19 protein-coding genes are annotated in these 14,733 nt (G+C 29.6%); 8 read left to right on the top strand and 11 right to left on the bottom strand.

Features of this window, described 5'->3' with window-relative positions:
• Positions 1-5: 5 nt before the first annotated feature.
• The 7 genes from SR63_RS07880 to dnaG all read right to left on the bottom strand — a co-directional run bounded on the left by SR63_RS07880 (position 6) and on the right by dnaG (position 6,230).
• A complete protein-coding gene (locus tag SR63_RS07880; protein ID WP_147498423.1) occupies positions 6-851 on the bottom strand; it encodes a polyprenyl synthetase family protein in 846 nt (281 codons plus the stop codon).
• Positions 848-1,942: a PDZ domain-containing protein gene (locus SR63_RS07875; protein ID WP_002866852.1), complete on the bottom strand. Its 1,095-nt coding sequence runs from the start codon at positions 1,940-1,942 to the stop codon at positions 848-850. Before SR63_RS07875 ends, SR63_RS07880 begins: the two co-directional genes overlap by 4 nt.
• A complete protein-coding gene (locus tag SR63_RS07870) occupies positions 1,939-2,250 on the bottom strand; it encodes a YbaB/EbfC family nucleoid-associated protein (protein ID WP_002851172.1) in 312 nt (103 codons plus the stop codon). The genes SR63_RS07875 and SR63_RS07870 overlap by 4 nt, the downstream gene beginning before the upstream one ends.
• Positions 2,251-2,253: 3 nt before the next feature.
• Positions 2,254-3,537, bottom strand: coding sequence for a UDP-N-acetylmuramoyl-L-alanyl-D-glutamate--2,6-diaminopimelate ligase (locus SR63_RS07865; RefSeq protein ID WP_002866612.1), 1,284 nt, complete (start codon positions 3,535-3,537; stop codon positions 2,254-2,256).
• On the bottom strand, positions 3,521-4,072 hold the full coding sequence (locus SR63_RS07860; RefSeq protein ID WP_002855727.1) for a hypothetical protein: 552 nt from the start codon (positions 4,070-4,072) through the stop codon (positions 3,521-3,523). The genes SR63_RS07865 and SR63_RS07860 overlap by 17 nt, the downstream gene beginning before the upstream one ends.
• Positions 4,059-4,331: a NifU family protein gene (locus SR63_RS07855; protein WP_002866611.1), complete on the bottom strand. Its 273-nt coding sequence runs from the start codon at positions 4,329-4,331 to the stop codon at positions 4,059-4,061. Before SR63_RS07855 ends, SR63_RS07860 begins: the two co-directional genes overlap by 14 nt.
• Positions 4,332-4,412: 81 nt before the next feature.
• Positions 4,413-6,230, bottom strand: coding sequence for a DNA primase (gene dnaG, locus SR63_RS07850; RefSeq protein ID WP_147498422.1), 1,818 nt, complete (start codon positions 6,228-6,230; stop codon positions 4,413-4,415).
• Positions 6,231-6,299: 69 nt separating this feature from the next.
• Between dnaG and SR63_RS07845 the strand changes: the two genes are divergently transcribed.
• From SR63_RS07845 to aroC, 4 genes are read left to right on the top strand one after another with little or no spacing between them, the layout of a single operon-like run.
• Positions 6,300-7,286: a CDC27 family protein gene (locus SR63_RS07845; RefSeq protein ID WP_002870200.1), complete on the top strand. Its 987-nt coding sequence runs from the start codon at positions 6,300-6,302 to the stop codon at positions 7,284-7,286.
• The gene (gene rnhA / locus SR63_RS07840) at positions 7,273-7,713 is read left to right on the top strand and encodes a ribonuclease HI (RefSeq protein ID WP_002851277.1); all 441 of its coding nucleotides are present in this window, start codon (positions 7,273-7,275) and stop codon (positions 7,711-7,713) included. Before SR63_RS07845 ends, rnhA begins: the two co-directional genes overlap by 14 nt.
• Positions 7,700-8,374: a ribonuclease III gene (gene rnc, locus SR63_RS07835; RefSeq protein WP_002851153.1), complete on the top strand. Its 675-nt coding sequence runs from the start codon at positions 7,700-7,702 to the stop codon at positions 8,372-8,374. The genes rnhA and rnc overlap by 14 nt, the downstream gene beginning before the upstream one ends.
• Positions 8,374-9,462: a chorismate synthase gene (gene aroC / locus SR63_RS07830; RefSeq protein ID WP_002870201.1), complete on the top strand. Its 1,089-nt coding sequence runs from the start codon at positions 8,374-8,376 to the stop codon at positions 9,460-9,462. Before rnc ends, aroC begins: the two co-directional genes overlap by 1 nt.
• A gap of 85 nt (positions 9,463-9,547) precedes the next feature.
• Here aroC and SR63_RS07825 read toward each other — a convergent pair whose 3' ends face one another.
• Positions 9,548-10,531 carry an MnmA/TRMU family protein gene (locus tag SR63_RS07825; RefSeq protein WP_002877863.1) on the bottom strand — a complete coding sequence of 328 codons (984 nt, stop codon included), beginning with the start codon at positions 10,529-10,531 and terminating at the stop codon, positions 9,548-9,550.
• Positions 10,532-10,625: 94 nt separating this feature from the next.
• Between SR63_RS07825 and SR63_RS07820 the strand changes: the two genes are divergently transcribed.
• Both SR63_RS07820 and SR63_RS07815 read left to right on the top strand, forming a co-directional pair.
• Positions 10,626-10,787: a hypothetical protein gene (locus SR63_RS07820; RefSeq protein ID WP_002778908.1), complete on the top strand. Its 162-nt coding sequence runs from the start codon at positions 10,626-10,628 to the stop codon at positions 10,785-10,787.
• 3 nt (positions 10,788-10,790) lie between these two features.
• Complete coding sequence (locus SR63_RS07815; protein ID WP_147498421.1) at positions 10,791-11,660, top strand: hypothetical protein; 870 nt, start codon at positions 10,791-10,793, stop codon at positions 11,658-11,660.
• A gap of 12 nt (positions 11,661-11,672) precedes the next feature.
• Here SR63_RS07815 and SR63_RS07810 read toward each other — a convergent pair whose 3' ends face one another.
• Genes SR63_RS07810 through exbB form a run of 3 tightly spaced genes read right to left on the bottom strand, consistent with a single transcriptional unit; the run spans position 11,673 to position 13,160 of the window.
• Complete coding sequence (locus SR63_RS07810) at positions 11,673-12,356, bottom strand: energy transducer TonB (protein WP_002866604.1); 684 nt, start codon at positions 12,354-12,356, stop codon at positions 11,673-11,675.
• Positions 12,353-12,742, bottom strand: coding sequence for a TonB system transport protein ExbD (gene exbD / locus SR63_RS07805; RefSeq protein WP_002851470.1), 390 nt, complete (start codon positions 12,740-12,742; stop codon positions 12,353-12,355). The genes SR63_RS07810 and exbD overlap by 4 nt, the downstream gene beginning before the upstream one ends.
• Positions 12,735-13,160 (bottom strand): TonB-system energizer ExbB, encoded by a 426-nt coding sequence (exbB, locus tag SR63_RS07800; RefSeq protein ID WP_002851166.1) that lies wholly within the window; start codon positions 13,158-13,160, stop codon positions 12,735-12,737. Before exbB ends, exbD begins: the two co-directional genes overlap by 8 nt.
• 157 nt (positions 13,161-13,317) lie before the next feature.
• Here exbB and SR63_RS07795 point away from each other — a divergent pair, with 157 nt between their 5' ends.
• Together SR63_RS07795 and SR63_RS07790 are read left to right on the top strand one after the other, a co-directional pair.
• Positions 13,318-14,061: a DUF4261 domain-containing protein gene (locus tag SR63_RS07795; protein WP_002866602.1), complete on the top strand. Its 744-nt coding sequence runs from the start codon at positions 13,318-13,320 to the stop codon at positions 14,059-14,061.
• Between the two features lie 64 nt (positions 14,062-14,125).
• The gene (locus tag SR63_RS07790; RefSeq protein WP_052789564.1) at positions 14,126-14,542 is read left to right on the top strand and encodes a PepSY-like domain-containing protein; all 417 of its coding nucleotides are present in this window, start codon (positions 14,126-14,128) and stop codon (positions 14,540-14,542) included.
• The last annotated feature ends 191 nt before the right edge of the window (positions 14,543-14,733 follow it).

The following is a 14,733-nucleotide window of genomic DNA, read 5'->3' as shown; positions in this document are numbered from 1 at the left end:
TGCCTTTATAAGTATTGAATTATTAAATTTTGTATCATTTGCGCGAGTTTTTCATTAAGTTTTTCTAAGTCTTGTTCACATTCACTAAGAAGATTTTCTTTTGTTTTTATGGCTTGTTCAAGTCCAAGTAAATTGACAAAAGAATTTTTATGAGTATCGTTGTTAGTAGGCTTTCCGCTTTGTTCTTGACTTGTAGTTACATCGATAATATCATCATTGATTTGAAAAATCAGTCCTAGTTTTAAACCAAGTTTGTAAATTTGATTGCTTTCTTCGTTGTTAAGTTCGCAAATTTCACAACCCATTTTTAAAGCTGCAGCGATTAATCTTGCGGTTTTGTGTGTATGTAAAAACTCAAGTTCATTTAAACTCAGTCTTTTGTCTTCAAAGAAACAATCAATAGCTTGTCCTATGATCATTCCATTAAGTCCTGCATTAAAGGCAAGGGTTTTGATGAGTTTGATTTTGATTTCATCTTTTAAATGAGCATGACTTAGAACTAAAAAAGCTTCAGTATTTAAAGCATCACCCACTAAGATGGCTGTAGTTTCATCGTAGCTTTTGTGTAAGGTTGGAATTCCTCGTCTAAAATCCGCATTATCCATAGCGGGTAAATCATCATGTATGAGTGAATAAGTATGGATAAATTCCAAAGCTAAAGCCACATCTAAAGCTTGATTTAAAAGTTCAGGTTTATTGCTTTGTACTACGCTTAAAAGCAATTGTGCACGAAAATGCTTTCCTCCTGCTTTTAGCATAAGGGCTAAAGCTTCATTAAAAAAAGGATGAAAACTTTCAACTTTAGGTAGATTTTTTTCTAAGTGATGGATAAAAAGTTCTTTTAAATTCACTTAGTAAGCCTTATGAAAAATTGAAATTTACCGTCGCCACCTGAGTTGGCATTTCCGCCTAGTTCATTGTTGAAATTTGATAAAGGTAATTTAGTACTTTTGCGTTCAATCAAGATGCTAAAGTCATTACCAGCGCTTAAAATATTTTGTAATTCTTTAAAATTATTTAAAATAATATTATTAACGCGTAAAATTTTATCTCCTACCATAAATCCTGCATTTGATGCTTTTGATTTTGGATCTATTTTAGTTACAACAAGACTAGTATTAACCGTTAAACCAAGATTGCTTGTGAAATTTGTAATTTTTGGTTTTGGTTTAGAATCAGGAAGATTAAATTTGCTCAAATCTTTTGCAAAAACTTCAGTAGAAATATTTAAATCCATATTATCACGCAACACTTGAAAATAAAGAGTGCTTCCGCGATCTGCAAAAAGAATTTTTTCATTGAGTTTTCTTAAATCATTGGCGGGCAAGCCATCAACACTTATAACTTGATCGTTGATTAAAAATTGTGGATTTTTTCTTACATTGTTAACATAAATTTTATTTTCTCGAACAACAAAATCAACGCCAATATCCCCCCAATAAGCATCGTTATATTTCATAAAATGTTTTAAATAGCGATTGCCTATAAAAGAGCTATTATTTAAAGCAATCCCCATCATTTCACAGCACGGAGTCCCTAAAAGTCCTATTTTAGAATTAAAATCAAGTTGATCTTTTTCGTCAATATTTTGAGCTAAATACTTAATATGCCCTATATAAGGTTTATTAGGATCCCAAATTCCAACCCAATCATTACGAGTAAGTTTTTCTTCATCACCCATAGGAGTAGGGATTAGGCTAAAGTCAGTTCTTACAAGATATAAATTTAAAAATGGATCATATTTTACATATTTGTTAAGCTTAGTATTAGGCTGTTTTAACACAGCAAGTAAATTTTCACTGAGTGCAAAAGCTGGCATTCCTTCATAGTTGAGCATGCTTGCCTTATTTCTTTCATAACCTGCTAAAAAATCTTCAAATTTAGGTCTTTCTATACCAAAAGACAAAGTAAAAAGCATGCAAATAATTAAAATTTTTTTCATAATTTCATACCTCCAAAACCACCTAAAACATCATTTGCCATACTGGAACGATTTTGCGCAACCATAGCCAAAACATCATTAATTGCAGAAATAAGTAAAATTTGCAAGGACTCTTTATCTTCAAGTAAAGAATCATCAATGCTAACATCGATAATTTCACCCTTTCCATTAGCACTTACTTTAACAAGTCCTGCTCCACTTTTGGCGCTAAATTCACGATTTGCAAGTTCTAGTTCTATATTTTTTGCTTTTTCTTGAACTTGATTTAAAAGTTCGCCCATTTTAGAAAAATCCATATTTTCAAACATTGATTATCCTTGATTTTTTAAAATTTCATTAACAACTACTTTATCACTAAAAGGATATTTTATCCCTTTAATTTCTTGAGTAGTTTCATCACCTTTGCCTAAAATAACGACTAAATCGTCATTTTCTTTTAGTTCTAAAGCTTTTTTTATAGCTTCTTTTCTATCTTCTATCATTAAAACTTTTTCTTTTTTAGCAAAGCCTGATAAAATTTCTTCCATGATGGTTTTTGGTTCTTCGCTACGTGGATTATCACTTGTAATGATAGCAATTTTTGCAAAATGTTCGACGATTGTTCCCATTAAAGGGCGTTTGGTTTTATCTCTATCTCCACCTGCTCCAAAAACAACGATGAGTTTTTTATTTTTAAGAGTGTCAAGTACTTTTTCAATGCCATCAGGCGTATGAGCAAAATCTACGATCACACCTTTTGCTACTTGTTCTACTCTACCACAAACCCCGCCAAATCCACTGATAGCTTTTTCTAAATCTTTTAAATCAGGCTTTACGAGTTCATTCACACAAGCACTAGCAACTAGAAGATTGTAAAGATTAAAAAGTCCTAGCAAGGGCGAGTCTATGTGAAAAGTTTGATTTTTATTTGTTGCAATAGCACTAATGCCTTCTTCTAAAGAATAAGCTTTGATTTGATATAAAGCAGGATTTTCTATACCATAAGTAAAAGCATTACGCACATTAAATTTAATAGCCAAAGCATCTTTGTTGATAAATTTTAAACTCTCATCTGTAAAAAAAAGCTCTTTTGCTTCTTTGTAATTTTCAAAAGTACCGTGAAAATCTAAATGATCTTGAGTGATATTGGTAAAAATTTTAGCAACAAATTTTAAGCCTTCGATACGGTTTTGAACGAGTGCGTGTGAGCTTACTTCCATGATGAAAAAATCACATTTTTTTTGAGTGGCTATTTGTAGGTACTCTAAGGTTTTAAGAATAGGGGAGGTGGTTAAGGATTTTTCATCAATTTGTTCATCGTTGATAAAAGCTCCTCTTGTTCCGCAAAGCCCGCATTTATAACCTAAATCCAATAAGATAGAATAAATCGCTGCTGCGGTTGTGGTTTTGCCATTGGTTCCTGTGATTCCTATGATTTGAATCTTTTCATCGATTTTTAAAAGTTTTTTACACTCATTTACATCAATGATTTTTGCGCCTTTTTCTAAGGCTTGAGCGTGAAATTTAGCATTTTGTGTGGTTTGTAAAAAAAAGCATTCTTTTTCACACTCTAAGGTATTATCTGTAATGAATGAATTTTCAAGTTTTAATTTCACTTTTAAATCCTATGAGTTTTTCTTGGAGTTTGATAAATCTATCATTTGCCCAAAAATGAGGCATAACATTTTCTATATAATTTAAAGTCATATCTTTATAGCCATTATCAAGTAATTTTTCCAAAAAATCTAAAAAATCATCACGATTATCAATAACTAATTTAGTGCTATTAATGATATTTTCAAAACTTTTTTGAAAGCCAAGTTCTTCTTCGCTTTTTAAAAAATCTTGATAATTTAACGCATGCCCATCTTCAAATTCATTTTCCTGTTTGTTTTCTTGTTTTTTAAATTCAATTGTACTTAAAATTTCTTCTAAGTCTTTATCAATGCTAGAGATTTTGTAATGTTCTATATAAAAATCAAAAAGTAAAGAAGCTTCTTTAGGAGATTTTAAAGCAAGATCACAAAGGCAGATAAAATTTAGCAAGCGTTTATTTTTGCGTTTTTCATAAGCCATAGAAAAATACATTTTTGCAGTTTTAAAATCTTTCTTGTAAAAATGTTCAATTCCAAGTTTTTTATAATTTTGCAAATTCGTCTGCTCCGCCGTTTAAATTGATTATAGTGATTTCTGGATGAATATCGATCTTAAGTTGCCTTTCAAGGCCATATTTTAGCGTTGTTCCACTCGATGCACAGCCTTTACAAGCTCCTATTAAATGGACATAAACAACCCCATTTTTAATTCCTAAAAATTCAAGCCCTCCGCCATCACGTTCAAGCATAGGCAAGCTCTTTTCTAAACTTGCTTTAACAGGATTTATAAGCTCTTCATCGCTAAAAGGCATCATAATTTATCCTTAAAAATTTTTATATACTTTAGCGTGATTGTGTTTAAAAAAAGGTAAATTAAGGCTTGAAATTTAAATAAATTAAAAAGGTTCGTCATTATCTTGTGCGCTAAATCCTAAATCATAAGCTGTAAAGTTTTTGTTGCTAAAAATTCCATTTAAGTTTCTAAATGATTGTTGCAGAATTTCTTCGTTTTTTTCATATTTTAAGAAGCTTAAATATTCTTTTAAAAAATTATTTAATTCTTCGGTATTTAAATTTTTAATTAGAAGATTTAAATTTTTATCAATAAGCGTAAAAAGTTGTTTTTTTAATGCGAGTGTAGAATTTTTAATTTTTACATTGTTTAAAAAAGCTAAATTAACCTTGCAAATACCTAACAAGAATTCGCTATAGTTTAAATTTTTTCGAATATTTTTACTTTCAAATTCTCTAATATCACTATCTTCATAACCTTTTTTTTCTAAAATTTTATCCAATAAAATTTTATGCTTAAAACAAACACTATCACTAATTTGCTTAAAATCGTTACATATATCTGGATGCTGTTTTAAAAAAGCTATAAGTTCTAATTCTGCAATGTGAATTTTTTCTTTAGGAAAATTGTATTTATTTTGAGAAATTAAAGGGGTTTGTATGGTTTTTTTTGAATTTTGTGATAAGACAATAAATTTTTCATCTACTTTTAATAAATTTGAAACTAGACTAGTGTAAGAATTTGCCACTAAAGGTTCAAGATTAAAGGTGAATTTTTGTATAGTTTCTAAAGCTTTTTGTTTATCAAGAGCAGAAATTATGGAATGAGTGGATATTAAGCGTCTGATATAAAATTCACCAAGCTCTATTCCTTCATCGAGTATATCATGAAGTTTTGTGCTTTCATTTTTTGCTACGAGCTCAGCAGGATCTTTTCCACCTTGCAAAATTGCCACTTTACCGTCTATTTTGTTTGTGCTTAATAAAAATGCAGATCGTGTCGCAGCTTTTAATCCTGCTTCATCATTGTCAAAACATAAAATCACTTTTGCATCATAACGGCGGATTAAGGGTAGATGATGTTCGGTTAATACTGTTCCAAGAACTGCTACAGCATTATTAAACCCTGCTTTGTGAAAAGCTATTGCATCCATGTAGCCTTCACATACTATTATTTCTTTTTTTTGGGCTATATTTTCTTTAGCGATGTTAAAAGCATAAAAAATTCTACTTTTATCAAAAAGTATATTTTGGGGTGAATTTACATACTTTGCCGGTACATTGGGATTTAAAGTACGCCCTCCAAACCCTACTAATAAGTCTTTATGATCGTAGATTGGAAAGGTGATACGCCATATAAAACTTGCGTAAAATTCATTATTTTCATCTTTTTTTAAAGCTCCAACACTCATAGCATCTTCTAAAGGAATTTTTTGATTTTGCAATAATCTTATACTATCTTCACTTGCTCCCGCAAAACCTAATTCGAATTTGGCTATATCTTTGTCATTTAAAGCTCTTTGGTAAAGATAGGTTAAGACTTCTTTGTGGTGTTTGAGATTATCTTTAAAATACGCATTTAAGCTTGGTAGTATAGACTTTAGTTCTTTTTTATTTTCTTGTTTTTCTTTTGTATAACTCAAAGTAAAATTACTAAGGCTTGCAACTTTTTCAACTGCATCGGCAAAACTTAATTTTTCATAATCCATTACAAATTTAAAAGCATCTCCACCAGCCTTGCAGGCAAAACAATGATAAAAACCTTTGGTAGGATTGATATGCATAGACGGGTTTTTATCTGCATGAAAAGGACAGATACACACAAAACTAGAGCCTTGTTTTTTTACTTCAATATAATTTTCTATAATATCAACAATATTAAGTCTTTGGGATAAATTTTCTATACTTTCTTTAGTTATCATTTTACAAACCTTGTTAAAATTATACAAAGATTTGGCTATAATTTGGCATAAAATTTTTAGAGCGAGACTATGGATTTTTTCTTTGTAGAATACAGAGACCCTTTAGTAGGGCTTATAATTTTAACAATTTTAGTATTTGTTGTAGCTGTTGCAAATTATATTTGGAAAATATTTGCTAACAAAGATGAAGAACAAAAGCTTGAAAAATTTATAAAAAAATTTGAAATGGATAACGCTCATAAAGAGTTGTTAAGAAATAGTAGCTTGAGTTTTGGAAATTTAAGTTTTTTGGCCGAAATTTTTACTAAAAGTGGGGAATTTGAAAAAGCAACTCAAATTTATTTAATTGCTCTTGAAAAATGTAAAGATAAACAAGAAAGAGAATTTATTTTCCTTTCTTTGGCAAAAGTTTATTTTAAAGCAGGATTTTTAGAGCGTGCAAAAGAAGTTTTATTACAAGCTTTAAAACTGCGTCCAAGAAATATACAAGCTTTAAAACTTTTAAAAATTGTTTATTTAAAACTTCGTTCTTATAAAGAAAATTTAGAACTTTTAGAATGTCTTTTTGAGCTTAATGAAGATGTGCAAAAAGAGCATGATTTTATCAAAGCTTTAGAACTTTGTACTTTTAATATCACTGATGAAGAAAAAAAGAAAAAACTTTTAGAATTTAAAATAGAAGATAATCCTATGTTGGGGCGTTTAGTTTTTGAAAAATATCATATGTTTTTAGGGCAAAATTTTTTTGATATTTGTGATTTGCTTTATAGGGAAAATGAAGCGTTTAATTTAGAAAATCAAGATTTTTTAGAATTCTTTTATGCTTTGGGTAAAATTTCAAAGCATGATGATACGCATCAGTTTGTTTTTAAAAATTCTAATTTTAAAATGTTAAAAATTTTAAAAGATAATTCTTTTAATGCGGGGTTAGAATTTTCATACCGTTGTTCTGAGTGTAAAAATGTAATGCCTTTGTTTTTTTATCACTGTCCTGTTTGTTATGAGTTTAATACTTGTAAAATTATTTATGAAGTGAAAAACAATGAAACACATTGAAATTTATACAGATGGCTCATGTCTTAACAATCCAGGTTTTGGCGGATGGGCTTATATTTTGCGTTATAAGGAGTATCAAAAGGAAGGTTTTGGAGCTGAGGCTAATACCACTAACAATAGAATGGAGCTAATGGCAATTATTGAATCTTTGAAGGCTTTAAAAGAGCCTTGTGAAATTTCGCTTTTTACAGATTCTAACCTAATGGTTCAAAGTATTAATGAATGGCTAGAAGGATGGATAAAAAAGGATTTTAAAGGTAAAAAAAATATAGATTTATGGAAGGAATATATTAAAGTGGCAAAATCTCATAAGATTAAGGCTTTTTGGGTAAAAGCACATAATGGACATTTGGAAAATGAAAGGTGTGATACATTGGCGCGTGAAGCTGCTTTGAAAATTGCAAGGGAAAATGATGAAAAACATTGAAAAGCTAGAGCAGAGTTTAACTTATGAATTTAAAGATAAAAATCTTCTTATACATGCTTTAACCCATAAAAGTTTTAAAAAATCTTACAACAACGAACGCTTGGAATTTTTAGGTGATGCCGTGCTTGATTTAGTTGTAGGTGAATACCTTTTTCATAAATTCGCCAAAGATGCCGAAGGAGATTTATCTAAGCTTAGAGCAGCTTTAGTGAATGAAAAGTCTTTTGCAAAAATTGCAAATAGTTTAAATTTGGGCGATTTTATTCTTATGAGTGTTGCTGAGGAAAACAATGGAGGAAAAGAAAAGCCTTCTATACTTTCAGATGCGTTAGAAGCCATTATAGGTGCTATACATTTAGAAGCTGGGTTCGAGTTTGCAAAAACTATTGCTTTAAGGCTTATAGAAAAAAATTTCCCTCAAATTGATGCAAAAATTCTTATAAAAGATTATAAAACAAAATTACAAGAGATTACACAGGGAAAAATCGGACAAACTCCGCAGTATGAAACAGTGCGTGCTTTTGGCCCTGATCATTTAAAGCAATTTGAAATTGCTTTAATGCTTGATGGTAAAGAACTTGCAAGAGCTATTGCAGGAAGCAAAAAAGAAGCACAGCAAATGGCAGCAAAAATTGCACTTGAGAAATTAGGAGCTTTATAGTGAATACCTTTGGTACGAGATTGAAATTTACAAGTTTTGGTGAGTCTCATGGTGTGGCTGTTGGATGTATTATTGATGGAATACCTGCTGGGGTTAAATTTGATGAAGAATTTTTGCAAAATGAGCTTGATAAACGCAAAGGCGGAAGTAAATTTGCAACACCAAGAAAAGAAAGCGATAAAGCTCAGGTTTTAAGCGGGGTTTTTGAAGGATATACAACGGGTCATCCCATAGCTATAGTGGTTTTTAATGAAAATGCCCATTCTAAGGATTATGATAATTTAAAAGATCTATTTCGTCCTGCTCATGCGGATTTTACTTATTTTTATAAATATGGCATAAGAGATCATAGGGGTGGGGGTAGATCAAGTGCTAGGGAAAGTGTTGCTAGAGTGGCTGGTGGTGCAGTTGCAGCGATGCTTTTGCGTGAATTTGGCATTTGTGTTCAAAGTGGTGTTTTTGGGGTAGGAACTTTTGTATCAAATTTGAAAGAAAAAGAATTTGATTTTGAATTTGCTAAGAAAAGTGAAATTTTTTGCCTTGATCCAAAACTAGAAAGTGACTTTAAAAATGAAATTTTAAATGCTAGAAACTCAAAAGATAGCGTAGGCGCTGCTGTTTTTACAAAAGTTAGTGGTATGCTTATAGGACTTGGAGAAGTTCTTTATGATAAGTTAGACTCTAAATTAGCTCATGCTTTAATGGGAATTAATGCTGTTAAAGCAGTTGAAATAGGCGAAGGTATTAATGCAAGCAAAATGCGCGGATCGTGTAATAATGATGCTTTAAAAGATGGCAAGTTTTTAAGCAATCATAGCGGAGGAATTTTAGGAGGAATTTCAAATGGAGAAAATCTTATTTTAAAAACTTATTTTAAACCTACTCCTTCTATTTTTTCCAAGCAAGAAAGTATAGATAAATTTGGCAATAATTTGGAATTTGAACTCAAAGGTAGGCATGATCCTTGTGTAGGTGTTAGAGGAAGTGTTGTAGCTAGTGCTATGGTGCGTTTAGTTTTGGCTGATTGTTTGCTTTTGAATGCGAGTGCGAATTTAAACAATTTAAAAAATGCTTATGGATTAAAATAAAAAAAGCCCATTTTCATGGGCTTGATTGCAATATTTTGAAAAGATTCAAATACTATATCGCTTGTTTTGCTAAATACTTTATACTTTAACTAATAAAAAATTGATTAATATCAGCCTTATTTTCAAAAGCTATGCTTGTATAAGCTTGATTTTTAAATTTAAGTTCATAGCTTTTTCCTGCTTCGTGTTTAGTATAGGTAAGGGCTATTTTTAAGGCAAGTTCTAAGTCTTTTTCTGAAATTTTTTCATCTACCAAAGAGTAAGCTCCGATTAAATCCCCAAGTTCTATGACTTCATATTTAGGAGTTTTTAAACCTTTTAAAAGAGTATTTTCAAGTTCATTTCTACCTATGATCATTTTAGCTCCATTAGGTAATCTTAAATGACGACCATATTTTAAAAGTTGTGCGTCATTAACCTGCATATCTTTGTCAAATTCTATGAAATCTCGAATTTTTTTAGCAAAATTATCAAGAGTTAGCAAACAACCTCCACCTGGGCTTTCAAAGTCTTCTAAGCCAAATTTAGCTGCAAGTTCAAGTTGTCTTTTACGACTTCTTCCACTAATACCTTCGAGTTTTTCTCTATCTACCCAACCTTCTCTTTCAGGTTTGGTTAGAGGTAGGTTTTTTGCACACATAGGACGCAAGATTAAATCTTCTTCATCAAGAGCAAGTTTTTTAACCTTTGCCATCGCATCACTTCTTTGACTCATAGGGCGTTGTCCTAAAACTTCTCCTGTGATGATAAAACTTGCGTTTTCTTCTTTTAACATAGCCAAAGCAGTTTTAAACATAAAAGCATGACAATCTATACAAGGATTAAAATGTTTGCCATAGCCATATTGTGGATTAAAAAGCACTTCTTGAAGATAGGAATTTCTTACATCTATCATTTCAAAATCTGCACCTATCATTGCCGCACGCTTTTTCATGATTTCGCTTTTATCACTTGTGCTTCCAAAACCTATGTTGATATTTAGAGCTTTAACTTCTATGCCTTGTGCAGTGATGAGTTTCATTGCAAGCATACTATCAAGCCCACCGCTAAAAAGAGCTAATGCTTTCATTGATTCCTTTCTGAGATTATAAAGTTTTTTAAGATTTTGTCGATTATAAAAGGTATAATTTTAACTAAAAAATCTTTAAAATAAGGATTGGAAAGTGTTAAAAATAATTTTGGTTTTAAGCATTTTGAGTTCTTTTGCTTTTGCAAATTCTTGTGCTAACTACGAGCAAGAACTTAAAAAGTGTAATTCTTTAAAAAATTCACATGAGAGAAAAATGTGTCGTTTAGGTTTATTTGCAAAATGTAAAAAAGGATAAATAATGAAAATCGATACTTCTGCTAGTTTAACTCATTCTTTAACTAATAATGTTGATAAAAAAGAGCTTAGCGTATTAAAAAAAGAAGATCAAGATAAAATTCCCGTGCAAGATCTTTCGAGTTTAAATAGCGATGGTGTTAAGATTGTTTTTGAAAATAAGCAAGGTGAACTTATAGCTTTAAATTTAAGCGATGAAAATTATAGTAGTTTACAAAAAAATTTCGGTTCTTATACGAATTATGTTGCTAGAAATGATGGTAGTATAAGGCTTAATGGCGAAGCAAACCAATTTGTTTCAAATTGGTTTGAAAGTGTAAAAGATAATTTTGGTTCTTTAAATTCAAATTTAAATAATAAACAACAAAGTGTAAAATTAAATTTTAATACAAGTACTCTTCAGCAAAGTATGCAAAATTTAGGCTTTAAAACAAGCGATGAAAAAATATCTGATGATGCAAATATAGAAGAAAAATTAAATTTTTTTATTGATAAAGATGTAAATAAAGATGGTAAAGTTGATGATAGTGATGTTAAAGAACCTAGCATGAGAGAAATTTTAAGCGACATTAAAGAAGCATCAGGTGGTGGAGCTAATGCTATGAAAACTATAGATCCGCAAAAAATCAATAAAAAAGATGATAAGGAAAATAATATCAAAGAAAAAGAAGACGAAGATTTGCTTCAAAAAGCTCAAAAAAAAGGTTTAAGTGCTTTAAGTGCTGATGAGCAGGCAAAGCTTGAGGCTAGCAATCCTGAAGAATTTGAAAAACTGAAGCAAAAATCTTTGCAAGAATTAAGTCAGAATTTAAGTAAAGATTTTCAAAATAAAATTGAAAATCAAGAAGCGCAAATTGTAGATAAGAGAGTGTAGCAAATTATAATTTTACCCTCTTAGGGTTTTAAAATCATATATAATAGGTAGTGTAATTCTTAAATCTCCGTTATACTGTGGAAAATTTAAAGAAGCTTTTCTTATGCTTTCTAAAGCACTTTTATCTAACAAATCATATCCTGAGCTTTCGATGATTTTTAAATCTGCTAAAGTTTTGTTTTCTTTCCATAAAAATTCTACTTTTACAGTTCCTTGCATACGCATTTTTTTTGCTTGCCTTGGATAAAATTGTGCTTGTTGTATAGCTTTTTGAATTTCTTTTAATACAGGGTGATTATCTTTTCCTTGTGTTAATTGGGTGATTTTAGGTTTGACATTTGTATCAGTTGTTTTTGTAAAAGTTTTAACTTCTTGAGTTGGTGCTATTGGGGTTTTATTTGGTATTGGGTGTGGAGGTGTTTTTTTTATCTTTTTTTGAATTTTTTCAGGAGTTTTTTTAATAACTTTTGGCTGAGGTTTTGGTTTGATGGGTTCTATAATGGATTCTGTTGGTTTAGTCTCATTTGTTGGATTAGTTTGGGTAAATTGTTTTATTGCTAAAGAAAAAGAATCTTCATTTTTAATTTCCATTTTAAAAAAGTCATTTGAGTGAAAAATGACAAAAAGTAAAGGTATAAAGACTATAAAAGTTATATAAGAAGCTTGGTATTTATGATTTAAAAATAAAGTTTTCATTTGTTTTTCTCAGTAAGAATCTGAAAATTTTCATGTTCTTTGGCTTTTAAAAAATCTATAATTTTTACAAAGCTTTCAAATTTAGCATTTTTATCGCTTTTTAGTTCTACTATGGTTTTTTTATCAAGTGAAAAAATAGCATTTTGAACTTCATTTAAATCAGCTAATTTATCATTTAAATAAAAAGTATTTTTTTCGTCTATGGTTATAAGAAGTTTTTTTTCATTATTGCTTATATTGGTAGCATTTTCACTTGAAGGAAGTGAGATTTGAATTTTTCCATGCGCAATAAAGGTTGAAATACTAAGCACTATAGCAAGCAAAACAAGCATAATGTCTATAAATGGAACTATATTTAAACCTTCATTTTTTGGTAGTTTAAGCATTTTTATTTGCCTTATAAGCATTGCTTAAGAGGGAAACTTTTCTAAGTAAGGCATTATAAGCCATTAAAGCAGGAATAGCAACCAAAAGTCCTAAGGCTGTAGCTTTAAGAGCTAAAGAAAGTCCCACGACTATAGATTTGACATCTATATTACCCGCCAAGCCCATTTCGTAAAATGTAACCATGATGCCTATTACAGTGCCTAAAAGTCCTATATAAGGAGCATTGGAATAGATGATATATATAGTGGTTAAATTTTCACTAATCGCATCATCAAATTGCTCTTGATTCTCATAATTTTTAAAGTTAATTTTTCTAAAAAATAGCATTCTTTCTACGACACACCAAAAAGCTATAAATGCCATAATTCCTAGAATTAAAAAGATAATTAAATCGATGTAATCTTTTAGAAATTCCACATTTTTCTCCAAAAATATACTTATAAATTTTAAAAAATTATACTATATAAAAAATAAATTTATAATTAATATCAATTATCATAATTTTTAAGAAATTCTTGTTTATAGTTTTTATTTTTATTAGGTTATAATTTATAAAAATTTAATAGGGTTTAACATGACTATAGATTTAAATCACAATTTTACCTCTTTTGTTCTTCTTGATGAAGTTGATTTTAATTTTTCGGAGTTAAAAAGCATTTTAGAAGATAAATTTAATATAAAAATAGCTGATGAAAATTTTACCAAAGAGGGAGTGATTTTTTCATATGAAAATATGTTGATTACTCTAAATTTGATTAAAAATCCTATACCTAATCACGAAGCAGAATACTATGCAAATTTTAATTTTATGTGGAAAGATGCCTTAGAGCAAACTAAAAAACATAAAGCTCATCTTCTTATAGCGGTGCTAAGTCAAGATCAAAGCAAATTAGAACAAGCTAAAATGTTTACGAAAATTGCAGCTTTATGTTTGGATAATAAACATGCTTTAGGTTTTTATACAGGTGCAGTTGTTTTAGAGCCCAGTTTTTATATAGAAAATGCAAAAATGTTAGATGATAATCGCTTGCCGGTATATAATTGGATATATGTTAGTGTTTATCCTAGTGAAAATGGAGTTAATGCTTATACTTATGGGCTTAGAAATTTTGATAAATTAGAACTTGAAGTTTGTGATTTAAACATAGAAGAAAAAGAACTTTTCTTTTGTATTTATGATATTGTTTTGCATATTTTAACTTATGATATTAATCTAAAAGATAAAGATATTTTAAAATTTGAAGATGGAAAAGAAATAAAATTTATAAAAAGTCAAGGTATAAGTGTTGAGAATGAAAGCTTGAAAATTATTTTTTAAGTTTCACATTCACTTCACAGTTTTGAGTTAAACTTTCGCCAACCAAGACAAAAAAGGAGAAACTATGAAAGCAAAATTAACTTTACTTGCTTTGTTGGGTGCTACGGTGCTTTTAGCTAAAGATATGGTTGTTCCTGCTAGCGAACTTCCAAATAATGCCAAAGAATTTATTTCTAAAAATTTTAAAACCGCTCAAATTGGTTTGGTGAAAAAAGATATAGATTCTTATGATGTGATTTTAAATGATGGAACTGAAATTGATTTTATGATCAATGGAGAGTGGAAAGAAGTTGATGGAAAATATAAGGCTTTGCCACATACTATCTTACCTAATGTTATGAAAAAAGTGAGTGCAACTCAACCAAATGCTCAAATTCTTGAAATAGATAAAGAAATTAATGGTTATAAATTTAAGTTTAATAACAATATGGAAGTTTATACAGATATGCAAGGAAATATCCTAGGTCAAAAATTAGATTAATTTTTGAAAATTTAACTCCCTTAGAAAATTTGATGCAAAAATTTGGAAGCATAGTCTTCCAAATTTTTATTTTTTGATTACAAAACCCAAAATATATTTAGTTTTAAAATAATACTTTATTGATACAAGTGATTGTTTTTTTTATAAAATTAAATTTACAAAATGTTACATAAGATTTAAAATATTTTTTT

The sequence above is a fragment of the Campylobacter sp. 2014D-0259 genome (assembly GCF_008000505.1).
In the GTDB taxonomy this organism is placed as follows: Bacteria; Campylobacterota; Campylobacteria; order Campylobacterales; family Campylobacteraceae; genus Campylobacter_D; species Campylobacter_D jejuni.
Note: the sequence above shows the minus strand (reverse complement) of the source record. Positions and strands in the feature narration are given on the sequence as shown.

What these genes read in the sequence shown, in the direction of transcription:
- SR63_RS07875 (WP_002866852.1), bottom strand. Translation starts at nt 1,942, where the DNA reads ATGAAAAAAATTTTAATTATTTGCATGCTTTTTACTTTGTCTTTTGGT.
- SR63_RS07870 (WP_002851172.1), bottom strand. Translation starts at nt 2,250, where the DNA reads ATGTTTGAAAATATGGATTTTTCTAAAATGGGCGAACTTTTAAATCAA.
- SR63_RS07855 (WP_002866611.1), bottom strand. Translation starts at nt 4,331, where the DNA reads ATGATGCCTTTTAGCGATGAAGAGCTTATAAATCCTGTTAAAGCAAGT.
- dnaG (WP_147498422.1), bottom strand. Translation starts at nt 6,230, where the DNA reads ATGATAACTAAAGAAAGTATAGAAAATTTATCCCAAAGACTTAATATT.
- SR63_RS07845 (WP_002870200.1), top strand. Translation starts at nt 6,300, where the DNA reads ATGGATTTTTTCTTTGTAGAATACAGAGACCCTTTAGTAGGGCTTATA.
- rnhA (WP_002851277.1), top strand. Translation starts at nt 7,273, where the DNA reads ATGAAACACATTGAAATTTATACAGATGGCTCATGTCTTAACAATCCA.
- rnc (WP_002851153.1), top strand. Translation starts at nt 7,700, where the DNA reads ATGAAAAACATTGAAAAGCTAGAGCAGAGTTTAACTTATGAATTTAAA.
- SR63_RS07825 (WP_002877863.1), bottom strand. Translation starts at nt 10,531, where the DNA reads ATGAAAGCATTAGCTCTTTTTAGCGGTGGGCTTGATAGTATGCTTGCA.
- SR63_RS07815 (WP_147498421.1), top strand. Translation starts at nt 10,791, where the DNA reads ATGAAAATCGATACTTCTGCTAGTTTAACTCATTCTTTAACTAATAAT.
- SR63_RS07810 (WP_002866604.1), bottom strand. Translation starts at nt 12,356, where the DNA reads ATGAAAACTTTATTTTTAAATCATAAATACCAAGCTTCTTATATAACT.
- exbD (WP_002851470.1), bottom strand. Translation starts at nt 12,742, where the DNA reads ATGCTTAAACTACCAAAAAATGAAGGTTTAAATATAGTTCCATTTATA.
- SR63_RS07795 (WP_002866602.1), top strand. Translation starts at nt 13,318, where the DNA reads ATGACTATAGATTTAAATCACAATTTTACCTCTTTTGTTCTTCTTGAT.
- SR63_RS07790 (WP_052789564.1), top strand. Translation starts at nt 14,126, where the DNA reads ATGAAAGCAAAATTAACTTTACTTGCTTTGTTGGGTGCTACGGTGCTT.